The organism is Chitinophaga sp. H8, from assembly GCF_040567655.1.
GTDB lineage: Bacteria > Bacteroidota > Bacteroidia > Chitinophagales > Chitinophagaceae > Chitinophaga > Chitinophaga defluvii.
The window spans coordinates 3,571,008-3,587,696 of record NZ_JBEXAC010000001.1; the positions used below are offsets into that span (position 1 = coordinate 3,571,008).

At 40.9% G+C, this 16,689-nt stretch carries 15 protein-coding genes, 1 other RNA gene and 1 pseudogene; 8 read left to right on the top strand and 9 right to left on the bottom strand.

All coding sequences use genetic code 11. The annotated features are described in order from the left end of the window. Positions 1-31 precede the first annotated feature (31 nt). A complete protein-coding gene (locus ABR189_RS13610; RefSeq protein WP_354661054.1) occupies positions 32-976 on the bottom strand; it encodes a DUF5996 family protein in 945 nt (314 codons plus the stop codon). Between the two features lie 185 nt (positions 977-1,161). Between ABR189_RS13610 and ABR189_RS13615 the strand changes: the two genes are divergently transcribed. Beyond that, positions 1,162-2,160, top strand: coding sequence for a 3-hydroxyacyl-CoA dehydrogenase family protein (locus ABR189_RS13615; protein WP_354661055.1), 999 nt, complete (start codon positions 1,162-1,164; stop codon positions 2,158-2,160). Positions 2,161-2,204: 44 nt separating this feature from the next. After that, complete coding sequence (locus ABR189_RS13620) at positions 2,205-2,939, top strand: GNAT family N-acetyltransferase (protein ID WP_354661056.1); 735 nt, start codon at positions 2,205-2,207, stop codon at positions 2,937-2,939. A 36-nt stretch (positions 2,940-2,975) separates the two neighbouring features. On the opposite strand, the gene ABR189_RS13625 is transcribed toward ABR189_RS13620, so the two are convergent. The 8 genes and pseudogenes from ABR189_RS13625 to ABR189_RS13660 all read right to left on the bottom strand — a co-directional run bounded on the left by ABR189_RS13625 (position 2,976) and on the right by ABR189_RS13660 (position 11,827). Further along, positions 2,976-3,905, bottom strand: coding sequence for a hypothetical protein (locus tag ABR189_RS13625; protein ID WP_354661057.1), 930 nt, complete (start codon positions 3,903-3,905; stop codon positions 2,976-2,978). A gap of 454 nt (positions 3,906-4,359) precedes the next feature. Continuing rightward, positions 4,360-4,935: a LexA family protein gene (locus tag ABR189_RS13630; protein WP_354661085.1), complete on the bottom strand. Its 576-nt coding sequence runs from the start codon at positions 4,933-4,935 to the stop codon at positions 4,360-4,362. Positions 4,936-4,953: 18 nt separating this feature from the next. Beyond that, a pseudogene (locus tag ABR189_RS13635) lies at positions 4,954-6,548 on the bottom strand (DUF2075 domain-containing protein); the annotation flags it as partial. Between the two features lie 2 nt (positions 6,549-6,550). Further along, on the bottom strand, positions 6,551-6,880 hold the full coding sequence (locus tag ABR189_RS13640) for a nucleotide pyrophosphohydrolase (protein WP_354661058.1): 330 nt from the start codon (positions 6,878-6,880) through the stop codon (positions 6,551-6,553). Between the two features lie 299 nt (positions 6,881-7,179). After that, positions 7,180-7,555, bottom strand: a transfer-messenger RNA (tmRNA) gene (gene ssrA / locus ABR189_RS13645). A 96-nt stretch (positions 7,556-7,651) separates the two neighbouring features. Beyond that, entirely contained in the window at positions 7,652-8,998 is a 1,347-nt protein-coding gene (gene rseP / locus ABR189_RS13650) for an RIP metalloprotease RseP (RefSeq protein ID WP_354661059.1), read from the bottom strand. A 79-nt stretch (positions 8,999-9,077) separates the two neighbouring features. Next, a complete protein-coding gene (locus ABR189_RS13655) occupies positions 9,078-10,244 on the bottom strand; it encodes a 1-deoxy-D-xylulose-5-phosphate reductoisomerase (protein ID WP_354661060.1) in 1,167 nt (388 codons plus the stop codon). 89 nt (positions 10,245-10,333) lie between these two features. Then, the gene (locus ABR189_RS13660) at positions 10,334-11,827 is read right to left on the bottom strand and encodes a GH3 auxin-responsive promoter family protein (protein WP_354661061.1); all 1,494 of its coding nucleotides are present in this window, start codon (positions 11,825-11,827) and stop codon (positions 10,334-10,336) included. Between the two features lie 447 nt (positions 11,828-12,274). Here ABR189_RS13660 and rplU point away from each other — a divergent pair, with 447 nt between their 5' ends. From rplU to ABR189_RS13690, 6 genes are all read left to right on the top strand, one after another. Beyond that, positions 12,275-12,631, top strand: a complete 357-nt coding sequence (gene rplU, locus ABR189_RS13665; protein WP_354661062.1) for a 50S ribosomal protein L21 — start codon at positions 12,275-12,277, stop codon at positions 12,629-12,631. A gap of 35 nt (positions 12,632-12,666) precedes the next feature. Beyond that, positions 12,667-12,945 (top strand): 50S ribosomal protein L27, encoded by a 279-nt coding sequence (gene rpmA, locus ABR189_RS13670; RefSeq protein WP_354661063.1) that lies wholly within the window; start codon positions 12,667-12,669, stop codon positions 12,943-12,945. Positions 12,946-13,011: 66 nt separating this feature from the next. Continuing rightward, a complete protein-coding gene (locus tag ABR189_RS13675) occupies positions 13,012-13,449 on the top strand; it encodes a histone H1-like repetitive region-containing protein (protein ID WP_354661064.1) in 438 nt (145 codons plus the stop codon). A gap of 173 nt (positions 13,450-13,622) precedes the next feature. Next, on the top strand, positions 13,623-15,305 hold the full coding sequence (locus ABR189_RS13680) for a helix-hairpin-helix domain-containing protein (RefSeq protein ID WP_354661065.1): 1,683 nt from the start codon (positions 13,623-13,625) through the stop codon (positions 15,303-15,305). Position 15,306: 1 nt separating this feature from the next. Next, positions 15,307-16,014 carry a PrsW family glutamic-type intramembrane protease gene (locus ABR189_RS13685; RefSeq protein ID WP_354661066.1) on the top strand — a complete coding sequence of 236 codons (708 nt, stop codon included), beginning with the start codon at positions 15,307-15,309 and terminating at the stop codon, positions 16,012-16,014. Between the two features lie 21 nt (positions 16,015-16,035). Further along, positions 16,036-16,680: a DsbA family protein gene (locus tag ABR189_RS13690; RefSeq protein ID WP_354661067.1), complete on the top strand. Its 645-nt coding sequence runs from the start codon at positions 16,036-16,038 to the stop codon at positions 16,678-16,680. The last annotated feature ends 9 nt before the right edge of the window (positions 16,681-16,689 follow it).

The following is a 16,689-nucleotide window of genomic DNA, read 5'->3' on the forward strand; positions in this document are numbered from 1 at the left end:
ACAGTATATACGTATTCAGGAACAGTCGCTGTTATGGGGTTTCAAACCTGGAAAGATCGCATTCCAATGCATGGCGGTCCCAGTGGCCTGTATTGGCGGCCGCTTCGTAGGTAGATTGCAGAAATGCCAGCAACACTTCCTCCGGATTACCCGCCTGCTGTACCACCTCATACGGCAACAGGTACTCTCCCATTTCCTGGCTGTAAAAAGCCGCTTCCGGGCTAACAGGCTGCTTACCAAAATCAGGCGTAGCTGGATAACAATAAGCGTAAAAAGATGCATGTGGATATTGCTCGTTGCCAGGCCAGAATCCGCAGGAACTTACCTCTTTGGAATAAGCCTCCTGCATTACCTTTACCGGCATATTAGGCGCACCTCCCTGATGTTCGGGGGCATCTCTGCCAGAAAAGCGGGTAACAGCCAGATCAAAGGCTCCCCAAAAGAAATGGACCGGGCTGCACTTTCCTGTAAAACGGGCCTTAAAACGGGTAAATACATTATGGATATTTACCAGCGCCTGCCAGCAATCTTCCATCTTCTGCCGGTCATAAGATTTATGAACATCATCCTTTTCAAAAGGAATAGCCTCTTCCAGCTCATTTGGCACACCATAAATAACCACATCAACCCCTGATGCCCGTAATTTCTCAAACAATTCCCCATAAAAATCGGCCACTGTTCTGGGTGACAGCCGCATTGTTTCTTTTTTGCCGGTACTGGTAATGATAACGAGCTGATGATGAATAAAATCAAAGTCGATCTGGAAGATGCCATGTTGGTATGGCACACTACCTGTACTTAAACCATACGGCGTAACATATAGCGTAACATGCCAGGAATGGTTTAACCAGGGCATTTTTCGCAGGCGTATCTTTCCCACAATCTGTGTCCATAAGTGTACCGTAGCCAAAGTATCTTTCCAATCCTCAAACTTCAGCTCCGGCCATTTTCCCTGTTTTAAGGCAGTATTCCCCATAACATATCTATTAAAATGTGAAGAGAAGGCACTTTCAATAGTAATTTAACAAAAAAGGAGGGGATATAGTTGCTGCTGCAGTTGAAGTCCGGAAAAGTGTGCCTGCTTATGGCACAACGGCTATTGCATTCCTGGCACGAATAGTTTAGTTTTAAGAAATTAAATCACCTCTTAACGAATAATAGATGGAACCCAAAGATATCCCGGTAGGCGTTGTTGGTCTTGGCTTAATGGGCTGCAGTATCACTGCCTGCCTGCTGATGGCTGGTCATCCCGTAATGGCTATAGCCCCTATTCCTGCTGACATGACGCATGCGCATGGGCGAATTGCAGCACATCTGCAAAGGTCCTGGCAGGAAGGCCTCACCGATAAGCACCCGGATGTTCTCTTACAATCCCTGTTGATCACTGAAGATTTTAGCTCGCTGCGCCCCTGTAAGCTGGTGATTGAAAGTACCATTGAAAATCTGGACATCAAGAAAACAGTATATGGAAAAATAGAGGCTATTGTAGACACTAACTGCCTGCTGGTAAGTAATACTTCTGCAATCCCCATCAGCATACTACAAAAATTGACGCAACATCCGGAACGATTTTTCGGGCTGCACTGGGCAGAACCTTCACATACTACCCGTTTCCTGGAAGTGATCTGTGGCGACCTGAGCAATATTGAACTGGGCGAATATCTGTACGACTTATCCCATCTCTGGGGAAAAGAGCCCACACTCGTGCGCAAAGATATCAGGGGATTTATTACAAACCGGATCATGTATGCAATGTACCGGGAAGCATTCTCCCTGGTAGAAAACGGATATGCCACCGTGGAGGATGTGGACCGTGCCTGCCGTAATAATGCGGGCTACTTTATGACACTCGTAGGTATTTTTCGCTGGATGGACCTGACGGGAGTACCGGCTTATCACAATGTGATGAAAGATCTGTTCCCCGAACTGAATAACTCCACTGCTGTACCTAAATTGATTGACGATATTGTTAAAGCAGGTGGAAGAGGAGTAGCCAATGCACATGGTTTTTATGAATACACACCAGAAGAAGCCCACCTATGGGAAGAAACCTTTGCTGACTTTAGTTATGAGATCAGACAACTGGCATTAAAATATCCGGCAGATATTGTTAAAAAGAAATTGAAAGCACAGGAAGAGGAAAAGCAGAAAAAAGTATAAATACCAGGAGCAGTATATTTCTTTCAGCCACCTAATACATCACGATGGGTATAAAAGTAATTCAAACAGAATTAGCCAATATCCAGGATCTCCGCATCCTGTTTCTACAGGAAACCAATTTTCAGTTCATCCTCAACAAATGTCATTTGTATGGCTGGGCAGATACTTACCTGTTCTTAATGGATGATTTAAAAGTTGGTTACGGTGCCATATGGGGACAGAATAACAGAACAGATCGGGATACTGTTTTTGAATTCTACATGATTCCTCTATATCGAAAATTTAGTACGGTATTCTTTTCTCAATTGCATGCGCTATCTCACGCTACGTTTATTGAATGCCAAAGCAATGATCTGTTACTGTCATCCCTCCTATATGAGCATTCGCAGCATATTGACGCAGAGGCTATACTTTTTGAAGATTGTTTCCAAACCAGTTTTACAATTCCGGATACAATATTGATCAAGAGCATTCAACAAAATGATGACTATCCATATTTGTTAAAACAACATAGTGAGGTAGTAGCCTCAGGTGGTTTAATGCTCAATTACAATATGCCTTACGCGGATCTGTATTATGAAGTAAAAGAGCCATATCGTCAAAGAGGGCTTGGCAGCCTCATCGTACAAGAACTAAAAAAGGAGGCCTACCTTATGGGAAGGGTACCCGCAGCCAGATGTAATATAAAGAACAGCATATCAAAGGCCACATTATTAAAAGCAGGTTTTAAAATTTGTGGGTACAGACTCAAAGGAGTAATCAACCAGCAAGCACTCTAAGTATCGTTTTCCTGGTGTTGCAAGGTAAAATGAAAATCATTGCGCGCTCTTCCGGGATAATAAAAGTTGAACGAGCTCCAGGCCAGCTGCGCTTATTATCAGCCGATGTTTTTTATTTGGAATCAGTTGCTGGGTCCAGTCAACAAAACCACCATCCGCTATGTCCATTTCAATATTATCCACTGTAATAAATATTTTGAACTGTACGGTATGGTAATATGGTTTGTTCAGGTCACTGATCAGCTCATATTTTAATGAGCTCCAAACATGCCCTTCCTGTTGTAATAGTGCAGCAAACTGCTCATCGGTTGATTTGAGATAAAATTTTATGGTCATTTCTTCCATAGGAAGCGCTTTCTTCAGTAGGGTCCAAAGCGTTGCCATATGAAGGTTAAGTTGATTTATTTCAAAATTATAGCCTCCTCTGTCAAAACCACCTGATGCCATACAAAGGACAGAGAAATGGGCGGCATAATCCGGATTATTATATGCCTGCGCTCTGATATGTCTATGTACCGTTGCATACTGCACTATCCTATCTTTATTCTTTTCTTCTTTAAAATCCTGTGCTATTTTTAAAGCCAGCATATTGGAAGCGTCTGCCACTACCTCGGTGCCCTTAAGGCTACTGAGCACCTTATTCTGATTTACGGTAGCCACAGCAGCGCAACAGCCAATAGGAGCTACCGGGGATAAGGTAAGCGCATGGAAACCTTGGGTGTGCACATGTTTCAACCACTCCAACTCCATCTCCCTGCTTTTAATTGTAGCATTTCTGCCTGGTTGTACAAAGCGGTTTTTCTCAAATGCTTCCATCAGTGCTGCAGGCTGAATAACTGTTGCTCGTTTTCTGAAAATTTCCAGCATCAAAGAATTAAACTCCGTCCCCGATAGTTCAGTCGCTATCTGATCAATAAACCTATCTTTATCCAGCTTACTGATTACTTTCGCTAATATTTTGTCCATCTTTCAATAAGATTTGCATGTCTGTATAAGGTTGATATAATCAAGGTTAAGAGTAATGACTGGCTTCAGATTAAAATGCTTACTTTCTGCTTAAAATTAAGCAATCCTACCGGATCATTTTTCACTTGTTATATTATTCTTGAGAAACAGCATATCTACAACTGAGCCTACCTACGGAACACAAATGGGAACAGACAAATTTGGCAATCAATATTCATTAAAAGTTGGGGCCACGTTAATGCTTTCATGGCTGATTTACCACTACCACACTAAATTATTATGAAATCCCAAAATATAGCTTGTATCCTAAAAATCAAATTTAGTGGAGGGGGGAAGGGATTACATCGAGCTTTTGCTAAGAAGATACATTCTTAACATGCTACTCTAAATAATGGAAACGACTGGGGTAAGAAAGGAAGATGAATATCTGATGGGGCATTTAAAAATGTTGCGGTTATAATATTCTTTCGAAGATACCATATATTTTAAACTCTGACAATTCATCATACTCTAGGATTATGCTTTCATAGCGAGGATCGTGTGAAAGGGGCCTTAGGATGATACTTGAATGATGCCAGGTATCATCATTAATAGTCTTCTCGCTAAAATACTGCTTAATAGTGAATTGTGGACCAAAATCAACATCTTGAATTTTAGTATGAGAAGCCAATACAATCTCCCCATTCCTGCTTCCGCCATTATACTTCCTGAACAAACAAATGGAGCCATTAGGGATTACCTTGTTCATAGATTCTCCTACTACTTTACAGGCAAAATGGTCTTTCGATATCTTTATCTCTTCCGGGACAGAAATTAATTCTACAGAGTCAGTTACAATTTGTTGTTCGCTAAATTCTCCCGCAGCTACCTGGGGCTCATATAGAGGCACATAGTTACCCTTAAGTGAAACTAACTTTGCGCCATTCCTCTGTAAACTTATAGTTGAATAAACTGGAATATATTGAGCAAAATAGGCACGCAGTGCCTCATCACACACGTACAAGTATGTTCCCTGGATTCCACGTAACATTAGTGTCTTATATACGTTTAAGATAAATTCTTTTAGCTGTTCATCATTTTTGACGCCTTTCTTTCCATTGATATCATAATAGTTATTTTTTCTTATGAAAATTTCATTCTTTAGTTTGTCGTAACTAATTTCTTTTCCAAAAATGATAGCAGTATAGTTGAGATCATAGCCTTGAACAGTATGAATGCAACCAACTTCGTTAATGGCATTTTTTGAATTAATCCAGTTCTTTCTTACGCTATTCCATTTTAATTTCAATGATCCTATTTCTATATCAAAGGTATTGTGATTTTTTTTGAGGGCCATGGCCAAGCGTAGCCGGCTACTGTTCTTGCATATCCGTATTCCATTTCTTTTAATTTGATAAGATCGATCATCTCTCCCAAGTCATCAAAAAGCTGGAAGTCATACTTTTTAAAGGTTATTTTTTCAGTTGGAGCTGGCAACTGGCATCTGAGTAATTTATCTATAAATTTTACATATTTCAGCCCTCCTCTAACACGAAATTGAGAGTGTAAAAATTCTATTTTAGTTTGACTTTCATTTTTTAGTTCATCAAACCTTTCTTTAGGTACATCTCCAGGCCTTACTGACTGAAATTCATCATAAAACAAAACGGTTTTATTGGATCTTTTAAGAACCCAATCCAATTCCGTAGCAGTCTTTCTATCTAAGTTCAGTATATCGGTGATCTTATCGAAAATACCATAATGCTTTGCCATGAGATTAAGTCTTTGTCGTAGTCTATGTGCTTCATCTACCAATATAATATCATAGTGACTAGTAGCCAAGTCTGCAGGGCCTACCACCATTTCAGCGCTTAATCCTTTAACATGATTGAAAATATGTTTAACGGTATCCCTAAAGGGCTCGATGGGAATTATTAAAGCCATTCTAAGGCTCGCTTTTTTCTTTTTAAATTCTTTTACCAATTCAACAATATGCTGATCTTCAGGGCCAAAAACTGTAAAGTTAAAATTTTCCTCAGGTGTATGTAATAATTTAAATAAAAAAACGGCCAATACTGTCTTGCCTGTTCCCGATATACCTTCAATAACACAACGTTTATAGTTATCGTTTAATAATGTTTCTAGGATCTTGATCAAACTTTGTGTTTGATCTCTGCTTAGTGCTTTGTAAGGTGAGTATTTAAAGAGATCAGAATTGTCTATTTCGCGTATTGTATGTTTAGCAATACCCATGTGGCGAAATTCGTCCCAAATAGATTTGAATATTTCCCGATATAGTTCATCTCTCTGGTAATAACTATGCTCAGCTAAACCTATGTTCGCATTTAATAATGAATAAACGCCATCACCAGCCATATATCTGATAATTCTAGCTTCTATATCTAAAGTAGCAGATTTGTTGAATTTATCTCCATAAACCACGTAGGCCTCATCTAACTTTTGCTTCGAAGGATCATTTAGGTGATAGGTTAACCTAGTAGAAATGTCGATAGTTTCACCTATATACATATCGCATTTTTTCTTTTTATTTTCCCTCAGCAAATAAACAACAGGCCATAAATCCTGGCAGAATGAATATTCGTCAAGGCACTTATGGAGGGCATCAGTAAAGCGAATGTTTATAATATCGAACTCTTTATTCATCTCTAAAGTTCATTGTACTTTTTAGCGCTACCTTTTGCTTTTTCTACTGGGTATTTTAAAGCATTTTTATCTATCTTTTGGCTAACGATTTCATTGATATCAAATCCATATTTATCAGCCAATAATAAGGTATAAGTTATAATATCGGCCAATTCATCTTTCACTTTTTCATAATCTGCCTCATCTGCCTGTTTCCAAAGAAATAGTTCATTAAGTTCTCCTGCCTCTATACTTATAGCTAGTGCTAAATCTTTCTTGTTATGAAACTGGCTCCAGTCTCGTTCATTATTAAAATCTCTTATTTTTGCGAGCAACGTATTCCAGTCTTCCATATAGAAAATTTAATGATGTAATTAATATATTAAGATATGAAAATATCAGAATACATCCTTCCTTTCCGGCTTAACTATCCGAATATTTCGGGTTATGGACTTTTTTGGTTCCCAAGGATATATTAAGCTCTGGCTCCAGGGCCAGTAATAAGGCTACTTTCTTTGAATAAGCTGCGAAATTCCAGCTCTTTAATGATTTCAACTTGAAAGACAATGCAGAGTGAATACTAAACTGAATAATGGTAAGCAAAAAAAGGTGAGTCCATTGGAACTCACCTTTTTTAAATAAATATTCTGTTTTGTGGAGTCGGCGGGAATCGAACCCGCGTCCAAACATATTCTCCGAAAGCTTTCTACATGTTTATTTATGCATTGGGTTGTCGGGACTTGGCAGGAGCATAACAAACCAACCTCGTCCTTATCCGTTTGAGCTTCAGCACTCACTCACAGAAACCATGAGTACCTATCCTGCTAGTTTTTTTGATTCAGCGGCGGGAGCTGCAGCGGGCAGCAACTCAGGCGGCTATAATGGGTGCGCTAATCGCTGATTAGGCAGCCATGGCGTAGTTAGATTCGCCATTTGAAGTTTGAATATTCAGATTAACGTGCTAATTATCCAACGCACGACATGCTTACACTTTCAAAGACCCTATGCTGTCAAAACCAGGCGACCCCAATTCTTTCAACTATACAAAGATACGATATATATCAGAGAATTACGAATGCCCAATTGCAAACAGCTCATTTGCAATTGAGCATTCAGCAATTATATTATGCAAACCATTTACTGAAAATATTACGCCATAAATCCATACCGTTGGCAAAGAGTAACAGGCCTAATAAAATAACCATCCCTACGATCTGTGCATATTCCAGGAATTTTTCGTTGGGTTTACGGCCGGTGACCATTTCATACAGTAAAAACAATACATGTCCACCATCCAGAGCAGGGATTGGCAGTATGTTCATAAACGCCAGGATAATAGATAACAGTGCGGTCATTTCCCAGAATGCTACCCAATCCCACGTACCAGGAAACATATTACCAATACTCATAAATCCACCTACTGATTCACTTGCTTTTACTTCCTTGGATACAAAAATGAGGCGCAGCTGCTGTATGTATTTTACCAGCATATCCACACACTTATTAAATCCTGCAGGAATGGCCTCTAAGAAAGTATATCGTTGTGTTTTGAACTCAAAGAAATGTGACAAGCTTTGGGGAGCAATCCCCAGTACCCCTTCTTCAGGAACTTTGGCTGCAATTTGCAGCGTATCGCCACCCCGTATCACACCAACACTGATTTCTTCCAGCTTATGTTTCTTAATTTCCTTAACAAAATCGCTAAAATAAGGTGTGGGTTCACCATTCAGGGAAATCACCTGGTCACCTTTTCTGATGCCCGCTTTTACACCGGCAGACTTTTCGGTAAAGGTATCTACTACAAAGGGAAAGCGGGGGTATGCGAAAGGCGTCTTTTGCTTAATCAGTGCCCGGATGAACCCATCTGGTATTGGCAGACTTAATTCCTGCCCATCCCGCATGACTTGTATAGTTTTGGCTTCCCTTAAAATTACTTCTCCGGAAATAGTATGAAACTTCTGAATAGCTGCGCTGTCTACAGCAATGATGGCATCCCCGTCGCGCAGACCTATACTTTGACCCAGAGAGTCAACTGCAATACCATTTTTCACATTTTGTACCGGCAGATAGGTATCTCCCCAATACCAGAGCATCATAGCGTATATGAAAAAAGCCAGGATGATATTAACAGTAACCCCGCCGATCATAATAATCAAACGCTGCCACGTGGGCTTAGAGCGGAATTCCCATGGTTTGGGAGGTTGCATCATCTGCTCTTTGTCCATACTTTCGTCCACCATACCGGAAATCTTCACATACCCTCCTAAGGGTAACCAGCCCACTCCATATTCCGTATCTCCCTTTTTGAATTTAAATAGCGAAAACCAAGGATCAAAGAAAAGATAAAACTTTTCTACCCTGGTTTTAAACAGCTTGGCCGGGATAAAGTGCCCAAGTTCATGCAGCACTACTAATATAGACAGGGATAAGATTAACTGCCCGGCTTTCACCAATATTTCCTGTGTAGTCATTATTTCGTTCTACTTTTTTAAATATTGTGGTAATATATTGGATTTCCCACACCTTTACCTGAAAAAATTTGTTAATTTACTATATCACAATGGCATTAATAAGTGCGGCAGCATGCTCACGGGCGGCATTATCACTCTGATAATAATCATGTAAGGTTGGCACTTCAATAAAAGGAACTTTGGCCATTGTCTCTTCGATTACCTCTGTCATTTGTAAAAAACCAATTCTGTTTTTCAGGAATGCATGCACCACTTCTTCATTGGCTGCATTCATGACACAAGCAGCATTTCCGCCTGTTTTCAGTACTTCTGTCGCAATGGCAAGGTTACGGAAAGTTTTGGTATCGGGTTGTTCAAATGTGAGGGAAGGGTAATTCCGGAAGGAAAACCTTGGAAAATCGTTGGATAAGCGTTCCGGATAGCCTAAAGCATATTGGATAGGCAGTTTCATATCATGGAGTCCCATCTGCGCCTTGAGGCAGCCATCAGAAAACTGTACCATGGAGTGTATAATAGATTGAGGATGAATCACTACCTCGATTTGTTCGGGCGTTAATCCAAACAACCAGCGCGCCTCGATCATCTCCAGCCCCTTATTCATAAGGGTAGCGGAATCGATCGTTATTTTGGCTCCCATGCTCCAGTTAGGGTGCTGCAGCGCATGATCTTTCTTTACATTGATCAGGAAATTAGGCTTTTTACCCAGGAAGGGGCCACCGGAAGCAGTCAGGATTACTTTTTCCACTTCACTGAATGTTTCTCCCAGCAAACATTGAAAAATAGCGGAATGTTCTGAGTCTACCGGGATAATAGGCACATTTTTCTTCCTGGCAGTAGCCATTACAATATCCCCGGCCACTACCAGGGTTTCCTTATTGGCTAATGCCACCGGTGTTCCCTGCTCTATAGCAGATAAAGTAGGTGCCAAACCGGCAAAGCCCATAATGGCTGCCAGCACCATATCCACAGAATCCCAGGCCGCTACTTCCACAATAGCCTTTGCTCCGGCAAAGACCTTTATGCCTTTATCAAATAAAACATCTTTTACCTGTTGATATTTGGTTTCATCCCCTATCACCACGGCATTAGGCATATGTTTCAATGCCTGTTCTATCAGCAGGTCGGCATTTTGCTGTGCAGTAAGCACTTCCACATTAAATTTAGTGGGATGTGCTGCTATCACTTCCAGTGCCTGAATGCCAATGGATCCGGTAGATCCTAAAATGGCGATGTTTTTCTTACTCATTTATGCTATTATTCATTAAAAAATACAAAGAATGCCAGCCATTCCCTGAATACACTACGGAATATGGTAATTAATGGAGTCTGGGGCAATTATTGAAGGTATTGCAACAATTCATCCGCCAACTTTCTGTCGTTACTTAAGCGGGGTACTTTATTTTGTCCACCCAATTTTCCAATTGCTTTCATATAATCAATAAATCCTTGTTTGCGTACCGGCCTGATTTTCAGGGGTTGTAATATATTTCCGGTCAGCAGATCGTCATAATAAATGTTCTTTTGCCGTAAATTATGGTCCACCTTCATAGCAAACGCCTGCATGTTTTCCGGCATATTTTCAAACTCCACAAACCACTCGTGATATGGTAATTCTCCATCCGTTTGTACTCTTGGTGCCACTGTAAATTCAGTAATATGCACATTTTCTTCTGCTGCTGCCTTCATAAGGCTATGTTCTACCTCCTCTCCGATCACATGCTCCCCAAAAGCAGAGATAAAGTGTTTGATACGGCCGGTAACTACCAGGCGGTAGGGGTTTGTGGAAACAAATTTAACGGTATCTCCAATGTTATATGCCCAAAGTCCGGCATTGCTGTTAATAATTAAAGCATAATTTACCCCTACTTCCACTTCCTTCAAAGATAACCTGGTAGGGTTTTCATTAAAGATTTCATTGGCGGGGATAAATTCGTAAAAGATGCCGGAGTTGGTATTTAATAATAATCCTTCTTCTGTTTGTGAGTCCTGGAAAGCAAAAAAGCCTTCGGAAGCCGGAAATGTTTCCAGTGTATGAATAGGCTTCCCTATGGAACCCAGTAGTTTTGCCCGGTAGGGTTCAAAGTTAACCCCGCCATAGACCAGTACATCCAGGTTTTTGAATACATCCTTGATCAGCTTACCGCTCCGGGCCATGATCTGATCAAAATACATCTGGACCCATGGTGGAATGCCACTGATCAATGTCATATCCTGATTGATGGTTTCTGTAACTATTTTATCCAGCTTTGTTTCCCAGTCTTCAATACAGTTGGTTTCGTAGGAAGGCAGCTGATTGGTGCGCAGATACCTTGGGATATGATGATTCACAATACCACTGAGCCGGCCGGTAGGGATTCCTCCTACTCTTTCCAGTTCAGGAGATCCTGACAAAAAGATCATTTTTCCATCAGCAAAGGAAGAATTTCCCGTTTCCGCCATATAATTCAACAATGCATTTCTGGCGGTATCTATATGATTGGAAACAGATTCTTTGGTAATGGGGATGTATTTGATCCCACTGGTAGTGCCGGAAGTTTTAGCCAGGTAAATAGGTACCCCTTTCCAAAGTACATTATGCTTGCCTTCCTTAATACGGTTAATATAAGGTTTAAACTGCTCATAGTCACGTACAGGTACAGCCTGCTTGTAATCAGTATATGATTGTATCGCTTCAAACTTATGATCTGCTCCAAAGTCGGTTTTCCTGCCTGTTTTAACTAAATCCGTTAAGATTGAATCCTGGTCTTCCACCGCCCTTTGCATTTCCTTCCTTATTCTGCTACTTACAATGGAAGCAAATGGTTTGGCCAGCAGTGATTTAAACTTCATGCCCTATATTTTAAAAATAGTTGAAATAATTTTGCCAACTACCATGAAACCAGTCTGCAACCTCCCTGTTCAGAGGGGTATGCGATATGGCAGTTTGTTTGGTTTTAGTAGAAACGCACAGCCAAAACAAGGTAAACACACGGAAGTAAACGACAAAAGTATACAAAATTGTGCTCCTTTGCATGGCAAGATAAAGGTTTTTCGGGCATGGTAACAACTGGTTTTTACCGGCGGGAAAGCCCTGTTACAACAGGCAAAACCCTGTAAATATGCTCGTTATAGTGTGGGAGGGCTTATACACTGTGTAAAAAAGACATAGATATATCTTATAATAGTTTGTTAAAATAATCTAAAATTGAAGAAACTACGTATCTTTGAAAAATATTAAGTTCTTGTACAGTTAATTCCACTTGCTTACACATAAGAATTTAAAATAGCCAGAAAACTTTGTTAATTAAAAAAACAAGTGGTACTTTTGCGGAAATTATATTTTGGATAATTATGTTTGCAGTTGTAAAAATCGCAGGTCAGCAATTTAAGGTACAAAAAGACCAGGAAATTTTTGTACAGCAGTTACAGGGTAATGTAGGAGATAGCGTTGAGTTTTCTGAAGTGCTGTTAACAGACAATGCTGGTACGCTGGCCGTTGGTACTGATGTAAAATCAGTAGTTAAAGCAGAGATCTTAGGACATGTTCAAGGCGACAAGGTTATCGCTTTCAAAATGAAGAGAAGAAAAGGCTTCAGAAAGAAAGTGGGTCACCGTACGCATTTTACAAAGATCAAGATCAACGAAATCGCTTAATTTTCTATTGACTAAAGTTTAAAGATTATAATAAAATGGCACATAAAAAAGGTGAAGGTAGTGTAAGAAACGGCCGTGACTCTCAAAGCAAAAGGCTTGGAGTGAAAATTTTTGGTGGTCAACCTGCATTGGCTGGTAACGTTATCGTTCGCCAAAGAGGTACGGTGTATCATCCTGGACAGAATGTAGGCGTTGGTAAAGATTTTACCATTTACGCTATTGCTGATGGTGTGGTTGAATTCAGGAAAGGTCGCCAGAACAGGACTACTATTTCTGTTAAAGCATTTGACACCACTGCGCAAGTAGAAGCTTAAGCGTAGTGTTTGCCATAAAGTTTTTTTTAATACCCAATTTAATTACTAACCCAAATTCAAAAAACAATGGCAACAATTAAAAAAGCTGCTCCTAAAAAAGCGGCGCCTAAAAAGAAAGCTGCAGCTAAGAAAGCCGCTCCTAAAAAAGCTGCTGCTAAGAAAGCTGCTCCAAAGAAAAAAGTAGCTGCTAAGAAAGCTGCTCCTAAAAAAGCCGCTGCTAAGAAAGCTGCTCCAAAGAAAAAAGCTGCTGCTAAGAAAGCTGCTCCTAAAAAAGCCGCTGCTAAGAAAGCTGCTCCAAAGAAAGCTGCTGCTAAGAAAGCCGCTCCTAAAAAAGCTGCTGCTAAGAAAGCTGCTCCAAAGAAAAAAGCTGCTGCTAAAAAACCAGCTGCTAAAAAACCTGCTGCTAAGAAGCCTGCCGCTAAAAAACCTGCTGCTAAAAAACCTGCTGCTAAGAAAAAAGCACCAGCTCCAGCACCAGCTGCGCCTGCATCTCCAGCAATGTAAAATTGGATTTACAACCGTAGTTATAAAAGATCCTGGCAAATGCCGGGATCTTTTTTTTATACCCACTCCCCATATCCCCCAACAAAAAGCTAATTTCATAATTACATTTTCCCGGGTTAGCTTTGAGGCCACCTGCTGAAAGCTAACTGCTCCAGCTAAAAGCATATCATCTAATGGACAACAGTACTATTGCAGATAATTTTTCCCTGCTATCCAAATTAATGGACATTCACGGCGAGAATAGTTTTAAAGCCAAATCTTTTGCCAACGCAGCATTTACCGTTGATAAACTACCGGTACAATTGAAAGACACGGCACCGGAAGATATCTTCCGCATTAAAGGTATTGGTGAATCTACGGGCAAAAGCATACAGGAAATGTTGCAAACCAATCACTTTGCCCTACTCGACACTTATTTGCAGATAACCCCTCCCGGAATACTGGAGATCATGAAAATAAAGGGCCTGGGGCCCAAAAAGATTGCCACTATCTGGAAAGAGCTGGAAATTGAAAGCATGGGGGAACTGCTCTACGCCTGTAATGAAAACCGCCTGTTATTACTCAAAGGCTTTGGTGAAAAAACCCAGGAAAGTGTCAGGCAAAATATTGAGTTCTATCTTTCCAATAAGGCCCGCTTTCTCTATGCTGAGGTAGAAACCTTTGCGCTTACCTTAGCACAAACACTGCAATCCGCCTTCGCTCCTGCTCCGGTAGCCCTCACGGGGAAATTCCGCAGGAATGAAATTATCATTGATGAAGTGGAACTGGTAATAGGCATGCCGCTGGAGGCGATACAATCTTACCTCGCTACCTTACCCGACTTTCATTTACTGGAAACCACAGACAACACCTCATTATGGCAGCAGGCACAGCAGGCCAAAGTGAAAATTTATGCCTGCAGCCCGGCTGATTTTGCAGCTACCCTTTTTACTACTACCGGATCTGAAGACTTTCTGAAGCAATTTTATGCTGCAGGTGGAGAGCAACACATAGCTCAGAGCGAAACTGAAGCAGCTATCTTTGAGAAAGCAGGTATGCAATATATAGCTCCCTTCCTCCGCGAAGGTACGCAGGTCATAGTCCAGGCTCGCCAGCACCAGCTTCCCACACTCATTACAACTGCGGATATTAAAGGGATTATTCACTCCCATAGCCAGTGGAGCGATGGGTTGTTTTCTCTCGAAGAAATGGCCATAGCAGCTAAAGCACAAGGATTTGAATACCTGGTCATCAGTGATCACTCTAAATCCGCTTTTTATGCCAATGGATTAAGTGTGGAAAGGATAGCAGCACAACATGAACAGATCGCGCTGCTCAATCAGCAACTGGCCCCTTTCCGCATTTTTAAAAGCATAGAGGCCGATATCCTCAATGACGGGACATTGGATTATCCTGATGAAATCCTGGCTTCTTTCGACCTCGTTATTGCCTCCGTCCATTCAAATCTGAAGATGAGTGAGGAAAAAGCCATGTCCCGCCTGTTAAAGGCAGTAGAAAATCCTTACACCACTATACTCGGACATATGACCGGCCGTTTGCTTTTAAGCAGAAACGGTTACCCGGTCAATCATCAGCAGATCATAGATGCCTGCGCACAACATCAGGTAGTTATTGAACTGAATGCCCATCCCCGGCGTTTAGATATTGACTGGCAATGGATACCTTATGCCCTGGAAAAGAATGTACTGATTTCCGTTGATCCGGATGCACACAGTATTGAGGGATACAAGGATATACGTTTTGGGACCCTCGCCGCGCAAAAAGGAGGTGTTACCAGCAAAAATAACCTAAGCAGTTATTCACTTCCCATGTTTGAAACATTTATACAACAACGAAAGCAACTGAAAAATATCTGATATGCTGCTGCTCCTTGCACTCGCCATTGCTCCGGGATTAGCTATATGCCTGTTCATTTACGCTATGGATAAATACGATAAGGAACCTTTAGGCTTGCTGATCCGTAGCTTTTTGCTGGGAATATTATGTGTTTGCTTTCCTTTAGTAATACAATTCCTGGCTATGAGTGCCGGATTACGGGAAAATCCGGGTTCAATAGCAGGCACCGCAATATTTGCCTATGCTGTAGTAGGCTTATCAGAAGAATTAGGCAAATTTCTGGTACTGCGGTATTATGCATATCCCAAACCAGCATTTAACGAACCTTACGATGGTATTGTTTATGCTGTTATGGTAGGGATGGGATTTGCTACAGCTGAAAATATCGTGTATGTATTGCAGTACGGAGTAGGTACCGGTATAGCACGCATGTTCCTTTCTGTACCTGCACATGCTACTTTTGCAATACTGATGGGACATTATGCAGGCCTGGCTAAATTCAAACCCGGACAAAGTGGCACTTACCTCTTTTATGGCTTATTCCTTGCTGTGTTTTTCCACGGTACCTTTGATTTTTTCCTTTTCCTGGGTAACAATTTATTATTACTGGGAGGATCACTTGTTTCTTTATACATAGGGATAAGATTATCCGTTACAGCAGTCAAAAAACACCGCGCATTATCCCGGAGCTTGTATGAATCCGATTATTTCAACAATATACAGGAATAGCTTTTATTAAAACAACTGAAAATGAAACTCATTTATATATATGATCCCATTTGTGGCTGGTGTTATGGTTTTACACCGGTAATACAACAACTACAGCAACAATACGCCGGGAAAATGGATTTTGAAATTCTTTCCGGGGGTATGCTCACAGGAGATAACCGGCGCCCGGCCTCTTCTATGCATGCGTATATACTACAGGCACATACACGGGTTGAAGAAACTACCGGGGTTAAATTCGGAGCACCATTTCTTCATCAATTCCTCGCATCGCAGGAAATCATGGATTCTGTGAAACCCAGTGTGGCCCTCACTGTTTTCAAACAATACCAACCGGACAAAGCCATTGATTTTGCACATGATATGCAGGTAGCACTAAATTATGAAGGTATCAGCCTGAATAATAACGCGATATACGAACAACTTGCCACCAAATACCATATTCCTGCTGCCGAATTTGTTGCGAAAATGGCGGATGAACATAACCGCTACGCCACACAACAGGAGTTTCAAATGGTACAACAATGGGGAATTACCGGATTTCCGGCTGCAATATTAGATACCGGGAAACAACTGTATATGATTGCAAAGGGATACACCCCCTTAGCGCGTTTACAGGAGGTTATTGAAAAAATAAAATCAGAAGAAGCAGCGACCCAACAGGAGTAACAATTAATT